This is a genomic window from Halomonas denitrificans (genome assembly GCF_003056305.1).
GTDB lineage: Bacteria > Pseudomonadota > Gammaproteobacteria > Pseudomonadales > Halomonadaceae > Halomonas > Halomonas denitrificans.
In genome coordinates this window covers 1-13772 of sequence record NZ_PYVX01000003.1, presented here as the reverse complement: position 1 = coordinate 13772, position 13772 = coordinate 1, and the positions used below count along the sequence as shown (strand labels likewise).

Here is a 13772-nt window from a genome sequence, read left to right as displayed (position 1 = left end):
CACCTCTCAGGGGGTGGGGGCGTGGCCCTGGCGGTGGGGCGTGGCGCGCAGCCGGGCGGGGTCCCAGTGCCTGATGCCCCACGCGAGCTGCTCGGCTACCGGGGCCGTGGCGAGCTCTTCCGGTGGCGCCTGGTCGAGCGACGCCAGGGCCGCGTGCAGCAGCGGGCGCACCGCGTCATCGGCCTCCGGCAGGGCCGGTGCCAGGTTCTGCTTGGAGAGCTTCTGGCCATCGTCGCCGAGGATCAGCGGCAGGTGCAGGTAGCGCGGTTCGGGGTAGCCCAGCGCCTGCTGCAGCTGGCGCTGCCAGGGGGTGTTGTCGAGCAGGTCGACCCCGCGCACCACGTCGCTGATGCCCTGGTCGGCGTCGTCCACCACCACCGCGAGCTGGTAGGCCCAGAGACCGTCCTTGCGCTTGAGCACCACGTCGCCGAGCGCGGCGGGATCGAAGCGCTGCTCGCCGAACAGCCGATCCGGCCAGACCACCGGGCGCGGGCCGAGGTCGCTGCGCAGCCGCCAGGCCACCGGCTTGGCGGGATCGCTCACGCCGTGGCGACACCAGCCGGGATAGACGGCGTGGTCGCGCCACTGCTTGCGCGAGCAGCTGCAGGGGTAGGCGAGCCCGGCGTCCTTGAGGCGGACGAGCGCGGCGGCGTAGGCCTCATCGCGGTCGTGCTGCCAGCTCACCGGGCCATCCCAGTGCAGGCCGAAGGCCTCGAGCTGGCGCAGGATGGTGTCGGCGGCGCCGGCCGGGCAGCGCGGCGGGTCGATGTCCTCGATGCGCAGCCGCCACTCGCCGCCCGCACGGCGGGCGTCGAGGAAGCTCGCCAGCGCCGCCACCAGGGAGCCGAAGTGCAGCGGGCCCGAGGGGGTCGGCGCGAAGCGGCCGCGATAGCCGCTCATCGCCGGGCTCCGGCGTGGGTGGCCGAGACGCAAACGGGCACCCTGAGGTGCCCGTCGCGGGGGGAGGTCCGGGGCATCGGCATCGCCGTCAGCCGCCCAGCTGCTTTTCCTTGAGCTCGGCCAGGGTCTTGCAGTCCACGCACAGGGTGGCGGTGGGACGCGCCTCGAGGCGGCGGATGCCGATCTCGACGCCGCAGGCCTCGCAGAAGCCGTAATCGTCCTCGTCGATCTTGTCGAGGGTCTCGTTGATCTTCTTGAGCAGCTTGCGCTCGCGGTCGCGGGTGCGCAGCTCCAGGTTGAAGCCCTCTTCCTGGGTGGCCCGGTCGGCCGGGTCGGCGTAGTTGTTCGCCTCTTCCTGCAGGTGGCGAACGGTGCGGTCGACCTCTTCCATGAGCTCCTGTTTCCAGCCCAGCAGGATCTTGCGGAAGTGCTCCAGCTGCTTCTCGTTCATGTACTCTTCACCCGCCGCCGGCTCGTAGGGGGTGAATTTCTTGGGAGCATCCATCTTCTTTTCTGCTACTGGCATGGGTCCGCCTCGTGTCTTGAGTGACTGCTGATCAATACCTGCCGCGTGCAGGGTATCTCACGCCAAAGGGGTGCTTGTTTATCGGAAAAAGGCGGGCGTTGCAACCTCCGTCGGCGTCGGGACTGCGACGTCACGCCAAAAGTCGTAACATGCCAAATTTGACCATCGGCCGCCGGAAAGATGCCCCCGAAATCCCGGCGCGACCCAAGGAGCCACGGATGTCCTGGAATGCCCGGGTGGCGCGCGTCGCCCCCTTTCGCGTGATGAGTCTGCTGGAGATCGCCCAGGCCCGGGAGGCCGCCGGTCACGACGTCATCCACCTGGAGATCGGCGAGCCCGACTTCGCCACCCCCGCGCCGGTGGTGGCGGCCGGCCGTGCCGCCCTGGACGCCGGCCAGACCCGCTACACCCCGGCGGCCGGCCTGCCGGCGCTGCGCGAGGCGATCGCCGGGCACTACGCCGAGCACTTCGGCGCCGCGGTCGACCCGGCGCGCATACTGATCACGCCCGGCGCCTCCGGGGCGCTGCTGCTGGCCAGCCAGCTGCTGGTCGGCCCCGGCGACCGGGTGCTGATGGCCGACCCCAACTACCCCTGCAACCGCCACTTCATGGCCCTGGCCGGCGCCGAGGTGGACGCCGTGCCGGTGGGGCCCGAGAGCGGCTGGCAGCTCGATGCCGAGCGGGTGGCGCGCCACTGGCGCGACGAGACCCGGCTCGCCATGCTCGCCACCCCCTCCAACCCCACCGGCCACATGCTCGACGCCGAGCGGCTCGCGGCGGTGGCCGACACCGTCCGGGCGCGCGGCGGCGCGCTGCTGGTCGACGAGATCTACCAGGGGCTCTGCTTCGATCTGCCGCCGCTCTCGGCGGCCGCGATCGCCCCGGGCGCCTTCGTGGTCAACAGCTTCTCGAAGTACTTCGGCATGACCGGCTGGCGCCTGGGCTGGCTGGTGGCGCCCGAGGCGGCGGTGGAGCCGCTCACCCGGCTGGCCCAGAACGTCTTCCTGGCCGCCTCCACCCCGGCCCAGCACGCCGCCCTGGCCGCCTTCACGCCCGAGTGCCGCGAGCTTCTCGAGGCGCGTCGCCGCGAGCTCGGCCGGCGTCGCGACGCCCTGCTGGCCGGCCTCTCGCGGCTGGGGCTGGCGCCGTCGCTGCCGCCCCAGGGGGCCTTCTACCTGTGGCTCGACATCTCGCGTTACAGCGACGACAGCGAGGCCTTCTGCCGGGCGCTGCTCGAGGAGGAGAACGTCGCCATCACTCCCGGCACCGACTTCGCCCTGGCGGGCGGCGAGCACCACGTGCGCATCGCCTTCACCACCGGCGAGGCGCGCCTCGAGGAGGCGGTGAGCCGCCTCGAGCGCTTCCTGGCGCGTCGCTGATGGAGTATCCGACCCTGGTGCCCGGCACCCTGCTGCGCCGCTACAAGCGCTTCCTGGCCGACGTGCGCCTCGACGACGGCCGCGAGGTGGTCGCCCACTGCCCCAACACCGGCTCGATGCGCGCGGTGAACGTGCCGGGCTGCCGGGTGTGGCTCGCGGCGAGCGACAACCCGGCGCGCAAGCTGGCCTGGACCTGGGAGCTGATCGAGCTGCCCCGGCCCGAGGGCGGCGTGGCGGCGGCCTCGGTGCACACCGGGCGCGCCAACCGCATCGTCGAGGAGGCGCTGCGGGAGGAACGGGTGGAGGAGCTTGCGGGCTACGCGGAGCTCCGCCGCGAGGTGCGCCTGGCGAGCCCCGGCGAGGGAGCCAGCCAGCGCGAGGGCCGCGAGCGCACCCGGCTCGACTTCTGCCTCGAGGCCCCGCACCGCGCCACGGCCTTCGTCGAGGTCAAGCAGGTGACGCTCAGGGAGGTCGACGGGCACGGCTACTTCCCCGACGCGGTCAGCGCCCGGGGGCGGCGCCACCTCGAGGCGCTGGCGACGCTGGCCGAGCGGGAGCATCGTGCCGTGCTGCTCTTCTGCGTGGCCCATGAGGGCATCGAGGACGTGGCGCCGGCCGCGCACCTGGACCCGGCCTATGCCGCGACCCTGCGCGAGGTGGCCGCGCGGGGTGTGGAGGTGCTGGCGCGGCGCTGCGTGTTCGTTCGCGAGGCCGGCGTGCCGGTCGCGGTGCGCCTGGGAAGCGCCCTGCCGGTCTCACTCGTCCGCGAGGTGGATGCGTCCGTCGCCGGCGACTGAGACGGGGATCTCGCGCAGCCGAGCGCCCTGGCAGGGGCCGAACACGCACTCGCCGTCCTCGGGGAGGAAGAGCGCGCCGTGCATGGCGCACTGGATCAGCTCGCCGCCGGCTTCCAGGAAGCGGTCCGGCTCGGCCTCGAGGGGCACGCCGAGGTGGGGGCAGCGGTTCTCGAAGGCGCTGACCCGGCCGTGCACTCGCACCAGCAGGATGTCGCGGCCGTCGGGCAGGCGCACGCCCCGGGCCGCGGTGGCCTCGAGGTCGGCGAGACGGGCGAGGGGGCGCGCGCTGATCGCGGCGCTCATCGATCGATGTAGAAGCGCTGGATGAAGCTCACCTCGGCGGGCTCGGCATTGCGGTCGTAGCGCACGCGCAGGTCGAAGCGCATCGGCTCGTCCTCGCGGATGCGGAACACCGCGACCTGGGAGGGGGTGTCGTCGATGCGCAGGCTGCGAAAGGCCAGTGGGCTTTCGTCGCTGCCGTCGAGGGTGGCGCTGCGGCCGTCGACCGAGGCGATCACGGTGCGGGTCGAGCCGTCCTCGAGGCGTTCCATCACGCTGACGTTGAGCAGCGCCATGGCCTGGCTGCGCTGGATGCCGTGCTCCCGGGCCACCGAGGCCGGCAGGAAGCTGGTGTTCACGGCGCTGTAGTGGATCTGGTAGTCCCCCACCTGTTCGAACTGCTGGGCCTGGGCCGGCAGGACCGCCAGCAGGATCAGGCCCAGCATCAGGGCCGTCAGGCTGTGTCGCAACATCGTCGGTTCTCCCTCTGGGCTCTTGGCTCCGGGCTCTGGGCCGCATCCCGGGTCGTGCGGACTCACGGCCGGCGGGCGACCCGGAAGATGGCGATCTCGCCGAACAGGTTGGGCCACCAGCGCGAGGTCCAGTGGCCCTCGTGGTCGCCGATGCCCACCGCCCGGTCGACAATGCTCAGACCCTTGTCGCGGCACAGGCGTTCAAAGTCGTTGAAGGTCGACAGGTGGATGTTGGGCGTGTCGTACCAGGCGTGGGGCAGCGAGCGGGAGACCGGCATGTAGCCCTTGAAGCCGAGGTAGGCGCGGTGGCGCCAGTAGGCGAAGTTGGGGAAGGTGATGATGCACTCCCCGGCCACGCGCAGCATCTCGTCGAGCATCAGGTCGGGGCGGCGCAGCGCCTGCAGCGCCTGGGTCATCACCACCAGGTCGCAGGCGTTGTCGTCGAAGTTGGCGAGCCCCTCGTCGAGGTTCTGCTCGATGACGTTGACGCCCTTGGCGACGCAGGCGGTGATGCCCTCCGGGTCGATCTCCAGGCCGTAGCCGGTGACGCCCTTGTCGCGGGCCAGCGCCGCCAGCAGCGTGCCCTCGCCGCAGCCGAGGTCGAGCACCCGGGCGCCTTCGGGGATCCAGGCGTGAATCAGCTTGAGGTCGGCGCGCATCATGAGTGGCCCTCCAGGCCCAGGTCCCCGGCCACGCGGTTCATGAAGGCGGCGAACACCGCCTGGTAGCGGGGCTCGGGCATCAGGAAGGCGTCGTGGCCGTGGGTCGAGTCGATGTTGACGTAGCTGACCGACTTGTCGGCGCGGATCAGGGCGTTGACCAGCTCCTTGGAGCGCGATGGCGGGAAGCGCCAGTCGGTGGTGAAGCTGACCACCAGGAAGGGGCAGGCCGCCGGGGCCAGCGCCCGGGAGAGCTCGCCGTCGTGGGCTCCCGCCGGATCGAAGTAGTCCAGCGCCTTGGTCATCAGCAGGTAGGTGTTGGCGTCGAAGGAGGTGGAGAAGGTGTCGCCCTGGTAGCGCAGGTAGGACTCCACCTGGAACTCCACGTCGAAGCCGAAGTTGAGGTCGGTCGTGCGCAGGTCGCGGCCGAACTTGCTGCCCATGGCGTCTTCGGACAGGTAGGTGATGTGGCCCACCATGCGCGCGAGCTTGAGGCCGCGGCGCGGCGCCGTGTCGTGATCCGCGTACCAGCCGTCGTGGAAGTCGGGGTCGGAGCGGATCGCCTGGCGCGCCACCTCGTTGAAGGCGATGTTCTGGGCCGAGAGCTTGGGCGTCGCCGCGATGACCACGGCGTGGGCGATGCGCTCGGGGTAGGAGAGGGTCCACTGCAGCACCTGCATGCCGCCGAGGCTGCCGCCGATCACCGCAGCGAAGCGCTCGATGCCCAGCCGGTCGGCCAGCCGCGCCTGGCTGTGCACCCAGTCGAGCACCGTCATGATCGGGAAGTCCGGGCCCCACTGGCGGCCCGTCTCCGGGTTCACGCTGGTGGGGCCGGTGCTGCCGTGGCAGCCACCGAGGTTGTTGACCGAGACTACGAAGAAGCGGTCGGTGTCGATCGACTTGCCGGGGCCGATATGCGCGTCCCACCAGCCGGGCTTGCGATCGTCGGCCGCGTGGAAGCCGGCGGCGTGGTGGTGCCCGGAGAGGGCATGGCAGATCAGGATGGCGTTGGAGCGCTCGGCGTTGAGCGTGCCGTAGGTCTCGTAGACCAGGTCATAGGCCGGCAGCGTCCTGCCGCAGGCCAGGGCCAGGGGGTCGGCGAAGTGCGCCGTCTCGGGCGTCACCAGGCCGACCGAATCGCGGGGAAACTCGGGCATCGGTGTGTGGTGTCCAGTCGTTCGTTGTCATGAGCCAGCGTCAGAGGCCGACCAGGGCCCCGACGACACCCGCGGCGCGGGTCAGCGAGCCCACCACGATACCATCGATCAGACTGATGGCGATGAACACCACGATGGGCGACAGGTCGATCATGCCCAGCGGCGGAATCACCCGGCGCACCGGCGCCATGATCGGCTCCACCAGCTGCATCACCAGCAGTGCCCCGGGATGGCTGGCCTGGGGCGCCACCCAGCTGAGGATGATCATCACGATCAGCGCGAAGAAGTAGATCTTGAGGATGGCGTTGGCCACCGCGGCCACCGCGCCGATCGCGACGCTTGCGATCGGCGCCATGCCGAAGCCGGCGAGCTGCAGGATCAGGATGATGGCGACCGCCTTGATCACGAAGGCCGTGGCCAGGGTCGCCAGGTCGAAGCGGCCCATCACCGGCCCCAGGAAGCTCTGGAAGGGGCGCACCGCCGGCTGGGTGACCCGCACCACCGACTGGCTGATGGGGTTGTAGTAGTCCGCCCGGGACGCCTGCAGCAGGAAGCGCAGCATCAGCAGGAAGATGTAGATATTGATCAGGGTGTTGACCAGCAGCAGGCCGGCGCTTCCCAATTGACTGCCCATTAGGGCTCCTCCATGTCCTTGAAACGTGATCGTGGGGCGCGTGCCGCCCCGAGGGCTCAGCGCTTGCCGAGTTCGTCGGCCATCTCGGCGGCGCGGTCGGCGCAGGCGGTCATCGCCTCGGCCATGATGCGGCGCAGCTCGGCCTTCTCGAGATGTGCGATGGCGCGTTCGGTGGTGCCGCCCGGCGACATCACGTTGCGCTTGAGCTCGGCCGGCGGCTTGTCGCTCGCCAGCGCCATCTTGGCGGCGCCCAGCGCGGTCTGCATGGCCAGGCGGCGGGCGGTGTCGGCGGGCAGGCCGAGCTTGACGCCGGCCTCCTCCATGGCCTCGAACATCAGGAAGAAGTAGGCCGGGGCGCTGCCGGAGACGGCGGTGACCGCGTCGAGCAGGGCCTCCTCCTCGACCCACTCCACCAGGCCCACCGCCTCCATCAGCTCGGTGGCGAGCCGGCGCTGGGTCTCGTCGACCCGCGCGTTGGCGTAGAGGCCGGCGGCCCCGGCGCCGACCAGGGCGGGGGTGTTGGGCATGCAGCGCACCAGCGGCAGGTCGCCGCCGAGCCACGCCTCGAGGGTCTCGGCCGGCAGGCCCGCGGCCACCGAGACGATCAGCGGACGGCGCGACTGGACGGCGTCGCGCATCTGCTCGCACACCTCGCGCATGATCTGCGGCTTGACCGCCAGCACCACCACGTCGGACTCGGCGACGGCCGCGGCGTTGTCGGTCTCGGTGCGGATGCCCAGCCGTTCGCGCAGCGGGGCGAGGACGTCGTCGCTGGGGGAGGTGGCGATGACGTCGTTCGGCGCGAAGCCGCTCTCGATCATCCCGCCGATGATGGCGCCGGCCATGTTGCCGGCCCCGATGAAGGTGATTGTGCTGGCCATGGGATCTGTCCTCGTGATGGTGGAAAGCCTCGGCCGGCAGTCGGCGCGGGCGGGATTATCGCGTGTGACGTTCGCCGAAGATGGCGGTGCCCAGGCGCACCAGGGTGGCGCCCTCGGCCACCGCGGCCTCCAGGTCGCCGCTCATGCCCATGGAGAGGGTGTCCAGCGGCGCCTCGGGGAAGCGCTCCTGAAGCCCCTTCAGGGCCTCGCGCAGCCGGGCGAAGGGTGCTCGCTGCTCGGCGGCGGTGGCGGCCGGGGCGGGGATCGCCATCAGGCCGCGCAGGCGCAGGCGCGGCATCGCCAGCACGGCCTCGGCCAGCGCCGGCAGTTCGTCTAGGGAGACGCCGGATTTGCTCGCCTCGTCGCTGATGTTGACCTGCAGGCAGATCTCCAGCGGTCCCCGGTCCTCGGGGCGTTGATCGCTCAGGCGCCGGGCGATCTTTTCCCGGTCTACGCTATGCACCCAGGCGCAGTGTTCGGCCACGTCGCGGGTTTTGTTGGATTGCAGCGGTCCGATGAAATGCCAGACGATGCCCGGGAGATCCGCCAGTTCGGCCTGCTTGTCCAGGGTCTCCTGGACGTAGTTCTCGCCGAACTCCCGCTGGCCCGCCTGCCAGGCCTCGCGGATCAGCGCGGCGGGCTTGGTCTTGCTCACCGCCAGCAGCCGGGCATCGTCGGCGGGGCGGCCCGCGGCGACGAGCGCCTCGCTGAGCCGGGCGCGAGCGGCGGCCAGCGACTCGCAAAGTACCAGGTCCGTCATGTCGTAGGGTCTGTCATACTGGTCATAGCGTAGGGAACCTCATCCCGGAAGCAGGGGAACCGCATGGATATTACCGAACTGCTGGCATTCTCGGCAAAACAGAACGCCTCGGACCTCCACCTCTCGGCGGGCCTGCCGCCGATGATCCGCGTCGATGGCGACATTCGCCGGCTCAACGTGCCGGCCATGGAGGACCGCGAGGTCCGCAAGCTGATCTACGACATCATGGCCGACCGCCAGCGCCGCGACTACGAGGAGTTCTTCGAGACCGACTTCTCCTTCGAGGTGCCGGGCGTCTCGCGCTTCCGCGTCAACGTCTTCAACCAGGCGCGCGGCGCCGGGGCGGTGTTCCGGACCATTCCCACCGAGGTGCTGACCATGGAGGACCTGGGCATGGGCCCGGTCTTCCGCCAGCTCTCGATGCTGCCCCGCGGCCTGGTGCTGGTCACCGGCCCCACCGGCTCGGGCAAGAGCACCACGCTCGCGGCGATGATCGACTACATCAACGACAACCGCTTCGAGCACATCCTCACCATCGAGGACCCGGTGGAGTTCGTCCACCGCAGCAAGCGCTGCCTGGTCAACCAGCGCGAGGTGCACCGCGATACCCACGGCTTCGCCCCGGCCCTGCGCAGCGCCCTGCGCGAGGACCCGGACATCATCCTGGTCGGCGAGCTGCGCGACCTCGAGACCATCCGGCTGGCGCTGACCGCGGCCGAGACCGGCCATCTGGTGTTCGGCACCCTGCACACCACCTCAGCGGCCAAGACCATCGACCGGATCATCGATGTCTTCCCGGGCGAGGAGAAGTCGATGGTGCGCTCGATGCTCTCCGAGTCGCTGCAGGCGGTGATCTCCCAGACCCTGCTCAAGCGCCAGGGCGGCGGCCGGGTGGCGGCCCACGAGATCCTGGTGGCCACGGCGGCGGTGCGCAACCTGATCCGCGAAGATAAAGTGGCGCAGATCTACTCGGCGATCCAGACCGGCGGCAACCTCGGCATGCAGACCATGGATGCCGCGCTGGCGCGGCTGGTGAGCGACAACACCGTGGCGCGGGAGGAGGCCCAGGCCAAGGCGAAGGGCGTGCTGGCCTGAGCGCGGACAACAAGGAGGCAGGGACATGACGGCAAAAGAGTGGCTCCACCAGCTGCTGGACATCATGGTGCAGAAGGAGGCGTCGGATCTGCTGATCTCGGTGAACGCGCCGCCCACGCTGAAGATGGCCGGCCAGCTCACCCCCCTGGGCGACCAGGGGCTCAGCGTGGCGCAGGTCAACGAGCTGGTCGGCGCCTCGCTGCCCGAGGCGCAGCAGGAGCGCTTCAAGACCGAGCACGAGGCCAACTTCGCGCTGAGCCTCAAGGGCATGGGACGCTTTCGCATCAGCGCCTTCCAGCAGCGCAACCAGATGGCCATGGTCGTGCGGCGGATCGGCTTCGACATCCCTCACCTGGAGGAGCTCTCGCTGCCCGCCACCCTCGGCGAGCTGGCCACCATCAAGCGCGGCCTGGTGTTCGTGGTCGGCGGCACCGGCACCGGCAAGTCGACCACCCTGGCGTCGATGATCCAGCAGCGCAACGAGACGATCGGCGGCCACATCATCAGCGTCGAGGATCCCATCGAGTACGTGCACCCGCACCGCAAGGCGATCATCAACCAGCGCGAGGTGGGCATCGACACCGAGTCCTTCGAGGTGGCGCTGAAGAACACCCTGCGCCAGGCGCCGGACGTGATCCTGATCGGCGAGGTGCGCACCCGGGAGACCATGGAGCACGCCCTGACCTTCGCCGAGACCGGTCACCTCTGCCTGGCGACGCTGCATGCCAACAACGCCAACCAGGCGCTGGACCGCATCATCAACTTCTTCCCCATCGAGCGCCACGCCCAGGTGTGGCTCGACCTCTCGCTCAATCTGCACGCCATCGTCGCCCAGCAGCTGCTGCCCACGGTGGACGGCGGGCGCTGCCCGGCGATCGAGATCATGCTCAAGTCGCCGCTGGTCGGCGACCTGGTGCGCAAGGGCGAGGTCGGCGAGATCAAGAAGGTGATGGCGCGCTCGCGGGATCTCGGCATGCAGACCTTCGACCAGGCGCTCTTCGACCTCTACAAGGCGGGCAAGATCAGTGAGGAGGTGGCGCTGGTGCATGCCGACTCGGCCAACGACCTGCGCATGATGATCAAGTTCGGCGACGAGAAAAGCGACGGGGTGGCCGGCGCCAAGGAGGCGGCCAGCCACCTCTCGCTGCGGGGCGAGGACGACTTCTAGCGCCCCGGCCCGCTCTCGAGCGGCTCAGGGGGCGTAGAGCCCCCCGAGCACCCGGGGGCCGGCGGCGCCGGTCACCGAGGGCAGGTTGCCCGGCTCGCCGTCGAGGCGCCGGGCGGCCAGCCAGGCGAAGGCGCCGGCCTCGAGCCAGTCGGCGGGCCAGCCCCAGTCGTCGCCGGTGGTGAGCGGCGTCTCCGGCAGCCGGCGCGCCAGGCGCGCCAGCAGGTCCGGGTTGTGGGCCCCGCCGCCGCAGGGGATCAGCCGCGCGGCCGGCGGGGCCGCGAACGACTCCCGGGCCATCTCCACGCCCAGCGCCACGCTGGCGGCGGTCAGCTCGGCCAGCGTCGCCTGGACATCTTCCGGCTTCTCCTCGCCCGTCAGGTGCGCGTCCAGCCACGCCAGATGGAACACCTCGCGGCCGGTGCTGCGGGGCGGCGGGCGGTGGAAGAAGGGCGCCGCCAGCAGGCGGGCCAGCAGCGCCTCGTCGACGCGCCCCGAGGCCGCCCAGGCGCCCCCGGCGTCGAAGCGCCCGCCCCGATGACGGGCGTGCCAGGCGTCCAGCAGGGCGTTGGCCGGCCCGGTATCGAAGCCCAGCGGCGCACGCGGGTCGTCGCTCGGCGGCAGCAGCGTGAGGTTGGCGAAGCCGCCCAGGTTGAGCACCAGGCGCCATTCGTCCCGCGCCCTGAAGAGCGCCTCGTGGAAGGCCGGGGCCAGCGGGGCGGCCTGGCCGCCGGCGGCCAGGTCGCGGCGGCGCAGGTCGCCGACCACCGGGCAGCCGGTGAGCTCGGCGAGCAGGCTGGGGTTGTCGAGCTGCAGCGTATAGGCCGGGCCGCCGTCGTGGCCCCAGGGGGCGTGCTCGATGGTCTGGCCGTGGCTGCCGATGGCGGCGATGGCCTCGCGTGCCACGCCGCTGCCGGCGAGCAGCGCGGTGACGGCGGCGGCCTGCCGGCGGCAGAAGGCGTCCTCGGCGGCCGCCAGCTCGGCGAAGGCGACCCGGTCGGCATGGCAGAGGCGCCACAGCGCGTCGCGCAGCGCCTCGGGCATCGGCTCGGCATGGTGGGCGATGAGGGTCGGCGGCTGCCCCGGGGTGATGTCGACGAGGGCGGCATCGATGCCGTCGAGACTGGTGCCTGACATCAGGCCGATGAAGAGGCTCATGGGGACTCCCGGGCGGGCTCAACCGTGGGTGGTCGGACATGGTACCATCCTCGACCATTCGAACACCGAGTGCCCGCCGGGTCGCGGGCCGCCTGCTGAGTGGAGAGGAGACAATGACCGATGTAGCTGGCGCCCTGGCGCTGCTCAAGCGCGGCACCCATGAGATCCTGCTCGAGGACGAGCTGGAGAAGAAGCTGGCCTCCGGGCGCACGCTGCGCATCAAGGCGGGCTTCGATCCCACGGCGCCGGACCTGCACCTCGGGCACAGCGTCCTGCTGACCAAGATGCGCCAGTTCCAGGACCTGGGCCACGAGGTGATCTTTCTGATCGGCGACTTCACCGGGCGCATCGGGGATCCCACCGGCAAGAACGTGACGCGCAAGCCGCTCACCGAGGAGGAGGTCAAGGCCAACGCCCAGACCTACAAGGAGCAGGTGTTCAAGATCCTCGATCCCGAGAAGACCGAGGTGCGCTTCAACGCCGAGTGGTTCTCGGCCATGAGCGCGGCCGACATGATCGAGCTCGCCGGCCAGAGCACCGTGGCACGCATGCTCGAGCGCGACGACTTCGACAAGCGCTACAGCGCGGGCCAGCCCATCTCCCTCCACGAGTTCCTCTATCCGCTGGTGCAGGGCTACGACTCCGTGGCGCTGGAGGCGGACGTGGAGCTCGGCGGCACCGACCAGAAGTTCAACCTGCTGATGGGCCGCGAGGTGCAGAAGCACTTTGGCCAGTCGCCCCAGGTGGTGATGACCATGCCTCTGCTCGAGGGGCTCGACGGCGTGCAGAAGATGTCCAAGTCGCTGGGCAACTACGTCGGCGTCGACGAGTCGCCGGGGGCGATGTTCAACAAGCTGGTCTCCATGCCCGACAGCCTGATGTGGCGCTACTTCGAGCTGCTCTCGCTCAAGCCCAACGAGGAGATCGAGGCGCTCAAGCGCGATGTCGAGGCCGGGGCCAACCCGCGCGACATCAAGATGGTCCTCGCCCGCGAGCTGATCGCTCGCTACCACGGCGAGGAGGCGGCCGCCAACGCCCATCGCAGCGCCGGCAACCAGCTCGCCGAGGGCGAGCTGCCGGAGGACCTGCCCGAGGTCGAGGTCGACTTCGCGGGCAGCGCCCAGGCGCCGATCGCCGCGGTGCTCAACCGCTCGGGCCTGGCCAACAACAGTGCCCAGGCCAAGGACATGCTCGGCAACGGCCGGGTCAAGGTCGATGGCGAGGTGGTCGAGCGTGATCATATGCTCGAGACCGGCAAGAGCTACGTCATCCAGGCGGGCAAGAAGCGCTATGCCCGGGTGACCCTCGGCTGAGCCCCGCCTCTCTATCTGTGGCTGACCGGTTCGCCCGTCACGACGCCCGCCTTGCGCGGGCGTTCGTGTCTCTGGAGGACGGAGAATCTATCCACACCCGGTCGCTGCAGCGGGCGTCGCAAGGCGCTGTGGATAAGGTGGCGTCGGCGTGCCGGTCATCTTCTCGTCACGGTCGCGACACGCCCCCGACATTTTTCTTCACGAAGGCCTTGCACGGCCCCCGGGAAATCCGTAAAGTACGCATCCGCTGCCGGCGACGGGCAAACGTTGCAGGCGGTGATGGTGGCAGAAGTGCTTGTTTCCATTTGGGTTTTTCGAAGGCGCTTTGAAAATTCCCGCTTGACGAACTCGCCGCATTCGGTAGAATGCACGCCACTCGATCGGCACTCGCAGCGCTCTGGCGCAACGAGGTTTCGGTCGCCCGCTTCGCTTCTTCGGAACGCCTCGCAGGGTTGACAAGAAACGCCGATCAGGTAGAATACGCCTTCCTCGCAGGGCGCCGGCGAGACCGCCGCTTCGCAAGAAGTTGGCCGGACACGACGGCAACAGCGAGATGCTCTTTAACAATCGATCAGGTAATTCATGTGGGCGCTTGT

The 13772-nt window shown here is 70.2% G+C and carries 15 protein-coding genes; 5 read left to right on the top strand and 10 right to left on the bottom strand.

What is annotated here, in order from left to right; translation table 11 throughout:
- Positions 1 to 6: 6 nt before the first annotated feature.
- Positions 7 to 900, bottom strand: coding sequence for a tRNA glutamyl-Q(34) synthetase GluQRS (gluQRS, locus tag C9F13_RS09445; RefSeq protein ID WP_108446022.1), 894 nt, complete (start codon positions 898 to 900; stop codon positions 7 to 9).
- An 88-nt stretch (positions 901 to 988) separates the two neighbouring features.
- The gene (gene dksA, locus C9F13_RS09440) at positions 989 to 1426 is read right to left on the bottom strand and encodes an RNA polymerase-binding protein DksA (protein WP_108446021.1); all 438 of its coding nucleotides are present in this window, start codon (positions 1424 to 1426) and stop codon (positions 989 to 991) included.
- A gap of 218 nt (positions 1427 to 1644) precedes the next feature.
- Between dksA and C9F13_RS09435 the strand changes: the two genes are divergently transcribed.
- Positions 1645 to 2805, top strand: coding sequence for an aminotransferase class I/II-fold pyridoxal phosphate-dependent enzyme (locus tag C9F13_RS09435; RefSeq protein ID WP_108446020.1), 1161 nt, complete (start codon positions 1645 to 1647; stop codon positions 2803 to 2805).
- Positions 2805 to 3602: a DNA/RNA nuclease SfsA gene (sfsA, locus tag C9F13_RS09430; RefSeq protein WP_108446019.1), complete on the top strand. Its 798-nt coding sequence runs from the start codon at positions 2805 to 2807 to the stop codon at positions 3600 to 3602. Before C9F13_RS09435 ends, sfsA begins: the two co-directional genes overlap by 1 nt.
- Here sfsA and C9F13_RS09425 read toward each other — a convergent pair.
- The 7 genes from C9F13_RS09425 to C9F13_RS09395 form a co-directional block, all read right to left on the bottom strand.
- On the bottom strand, positions 3561 to 3905 hold the full coding sequence (locus C9F13_RS09425; RefSeq protein ID WP_108446018.1) for a Rieske (2Fe-2S) protein: 345 nt from the start codon (positions 3903 to 3905) through the stop codon (positions 3561 to 3563). The genes sfsA and C9F13_RS09425 overlap by 42 nt on opposite strands.
- A complete protein-coding gene (locus tag C9F13_RS09420) occupies positions 3902 to 4354 on the bottom strand; it encodes a DUF4426 domain-containing protein (RefSeq protein WP_108446017.1) in 453 nt (150 codons plus the stop codon). Before C9F13_RS09420 ends, C9F13_RS09425 begins: the two co-directional genes overlap by 4 nt.
- 62 nt (positions 4355 to 4416) lie before the next feature.
- Entirely contained in the window at positions 4417 to 5013 is a 597-nt protein-coding gene (gene metW, locus C9F13_RS09415) for a methionine biosynthesis protein MetW (RefSeq protein ID WP_108446427.1), read from the bottom strand.
- Complete coding sequence (gene metX, locus C9F13_RS09410) at positions 5013 to 6170, bottom strand: homoserine O-succinyltransferase MetX (protein ID WP_108446016.1); 1158 nt, start codon at positions 6168 to 6170, stop codon at positions 5013 to 5015. Before metX ends, metW begins: the two co-directional genes overlap by 1 nt.
- Before the next feature lie 40 nt (positions 6171 to 6210).
- The gene (locus C9F13_RS09405; RefSeq protein ID WP_108446015.1) at positions 6211 to 6804 is read right to left on the bottom strand and encodes a YggT family protein; all 594 of its coding nucleotides are present in this window, start codon (positions 6802 to 6804) and stop codon (positions 6211 to 6213) included.
- 56 nt (positions 6805 to 6860) lie between these two features.
- Positions 6861 to 7685, bottom strand: coding sequence for a pyrroline-5-carboxylate reductase (proC, locus tag C9F13_RS09400; RefSeq protein WP_108446014.1), 825 nt, complete (start codon positions 7683 to 7685; stop codon positions 6861 to 6863).
- A 55-nt stretch (positions 7686 to 7740) separates the two neighbouring features.
- On the bottom strand, positions 7741 to 8445 hold the full coding sequence (locus C9F13_RS09395) for a YggS family pyridoxal phosphate-dependent enzyme (protein ID WP_108446013.1): 705 nt from the start codon (positions 8443 to 8445) through the stop codon (positions 7741 to 7743).
- Positions 8446 to 8508: 63 nt separating this feature from the next.
- On the opposite strand from C9F13_RS09395, the gene C9F13_RS09390 reads away from it, so the two are divergent.
- Together C9F13_RS09390 and C9F13_RS09385 are read left to right on the top strand one after the other, a co-directional pair.
- Positions 8509 to 9540: a type IV pilus twitching motility protein PilT gene (locus C9F13_RS09390; protein ID WP_108446012.1), complete on the top strand. Its 1032-nt coding sequence runs from the start codon at positions 8509 to 8511 to the stop codon at positions 9538 to 9540.
- A 25-nt stretch (positions 9541 to 9565) separates the two neighbouring features.
- A complete protein-coding gene (locus C9F13_RS09385; protein WP_108446011.1) occupies positions 9566 to 10708 on the top strand; it encodes a PilT/PilU family type 4a pilus ATPase in 1143 nt (380 codons plus the stop codon).
- A 24-nt stretch (positions 10709 to 10732) separates the two neighbouring features.
- Here the strand turns inward: C9F13_RS09385 and C9F13_RS09380 are convergent, their stop codons facing one another.
- Entirely contained in the window at positions 10733 to 11863 is a 1131-nt protein-coding gene (locus C9F13_RS09380; RefSeq protein WP_108446010.1) for an anhydro-N-acetylmuramic acid kinase, read from the bottom strand.
- Between the two features lie 113 nt (positions 11864 to 11976).
- Here C9F13_RS09380 and tyrS point away from each other — a divergent pair, with 113 nt between their 5' ends.
- Positions 11977 to 13176: a tyrosine--tRNA ligase gene (gene tyrS / locus C9F13_RS09375; RefSeq protein WP_108446009.1), complete on the top strand. Its 1200-nt coding sequence runs from the start codon at positions 11977 to 11979 to the stop codon at positions 13174 to 13176.
- The last annotated feature ends 596 nt before the right edge of the window (positions 13177 to 13772 follow it).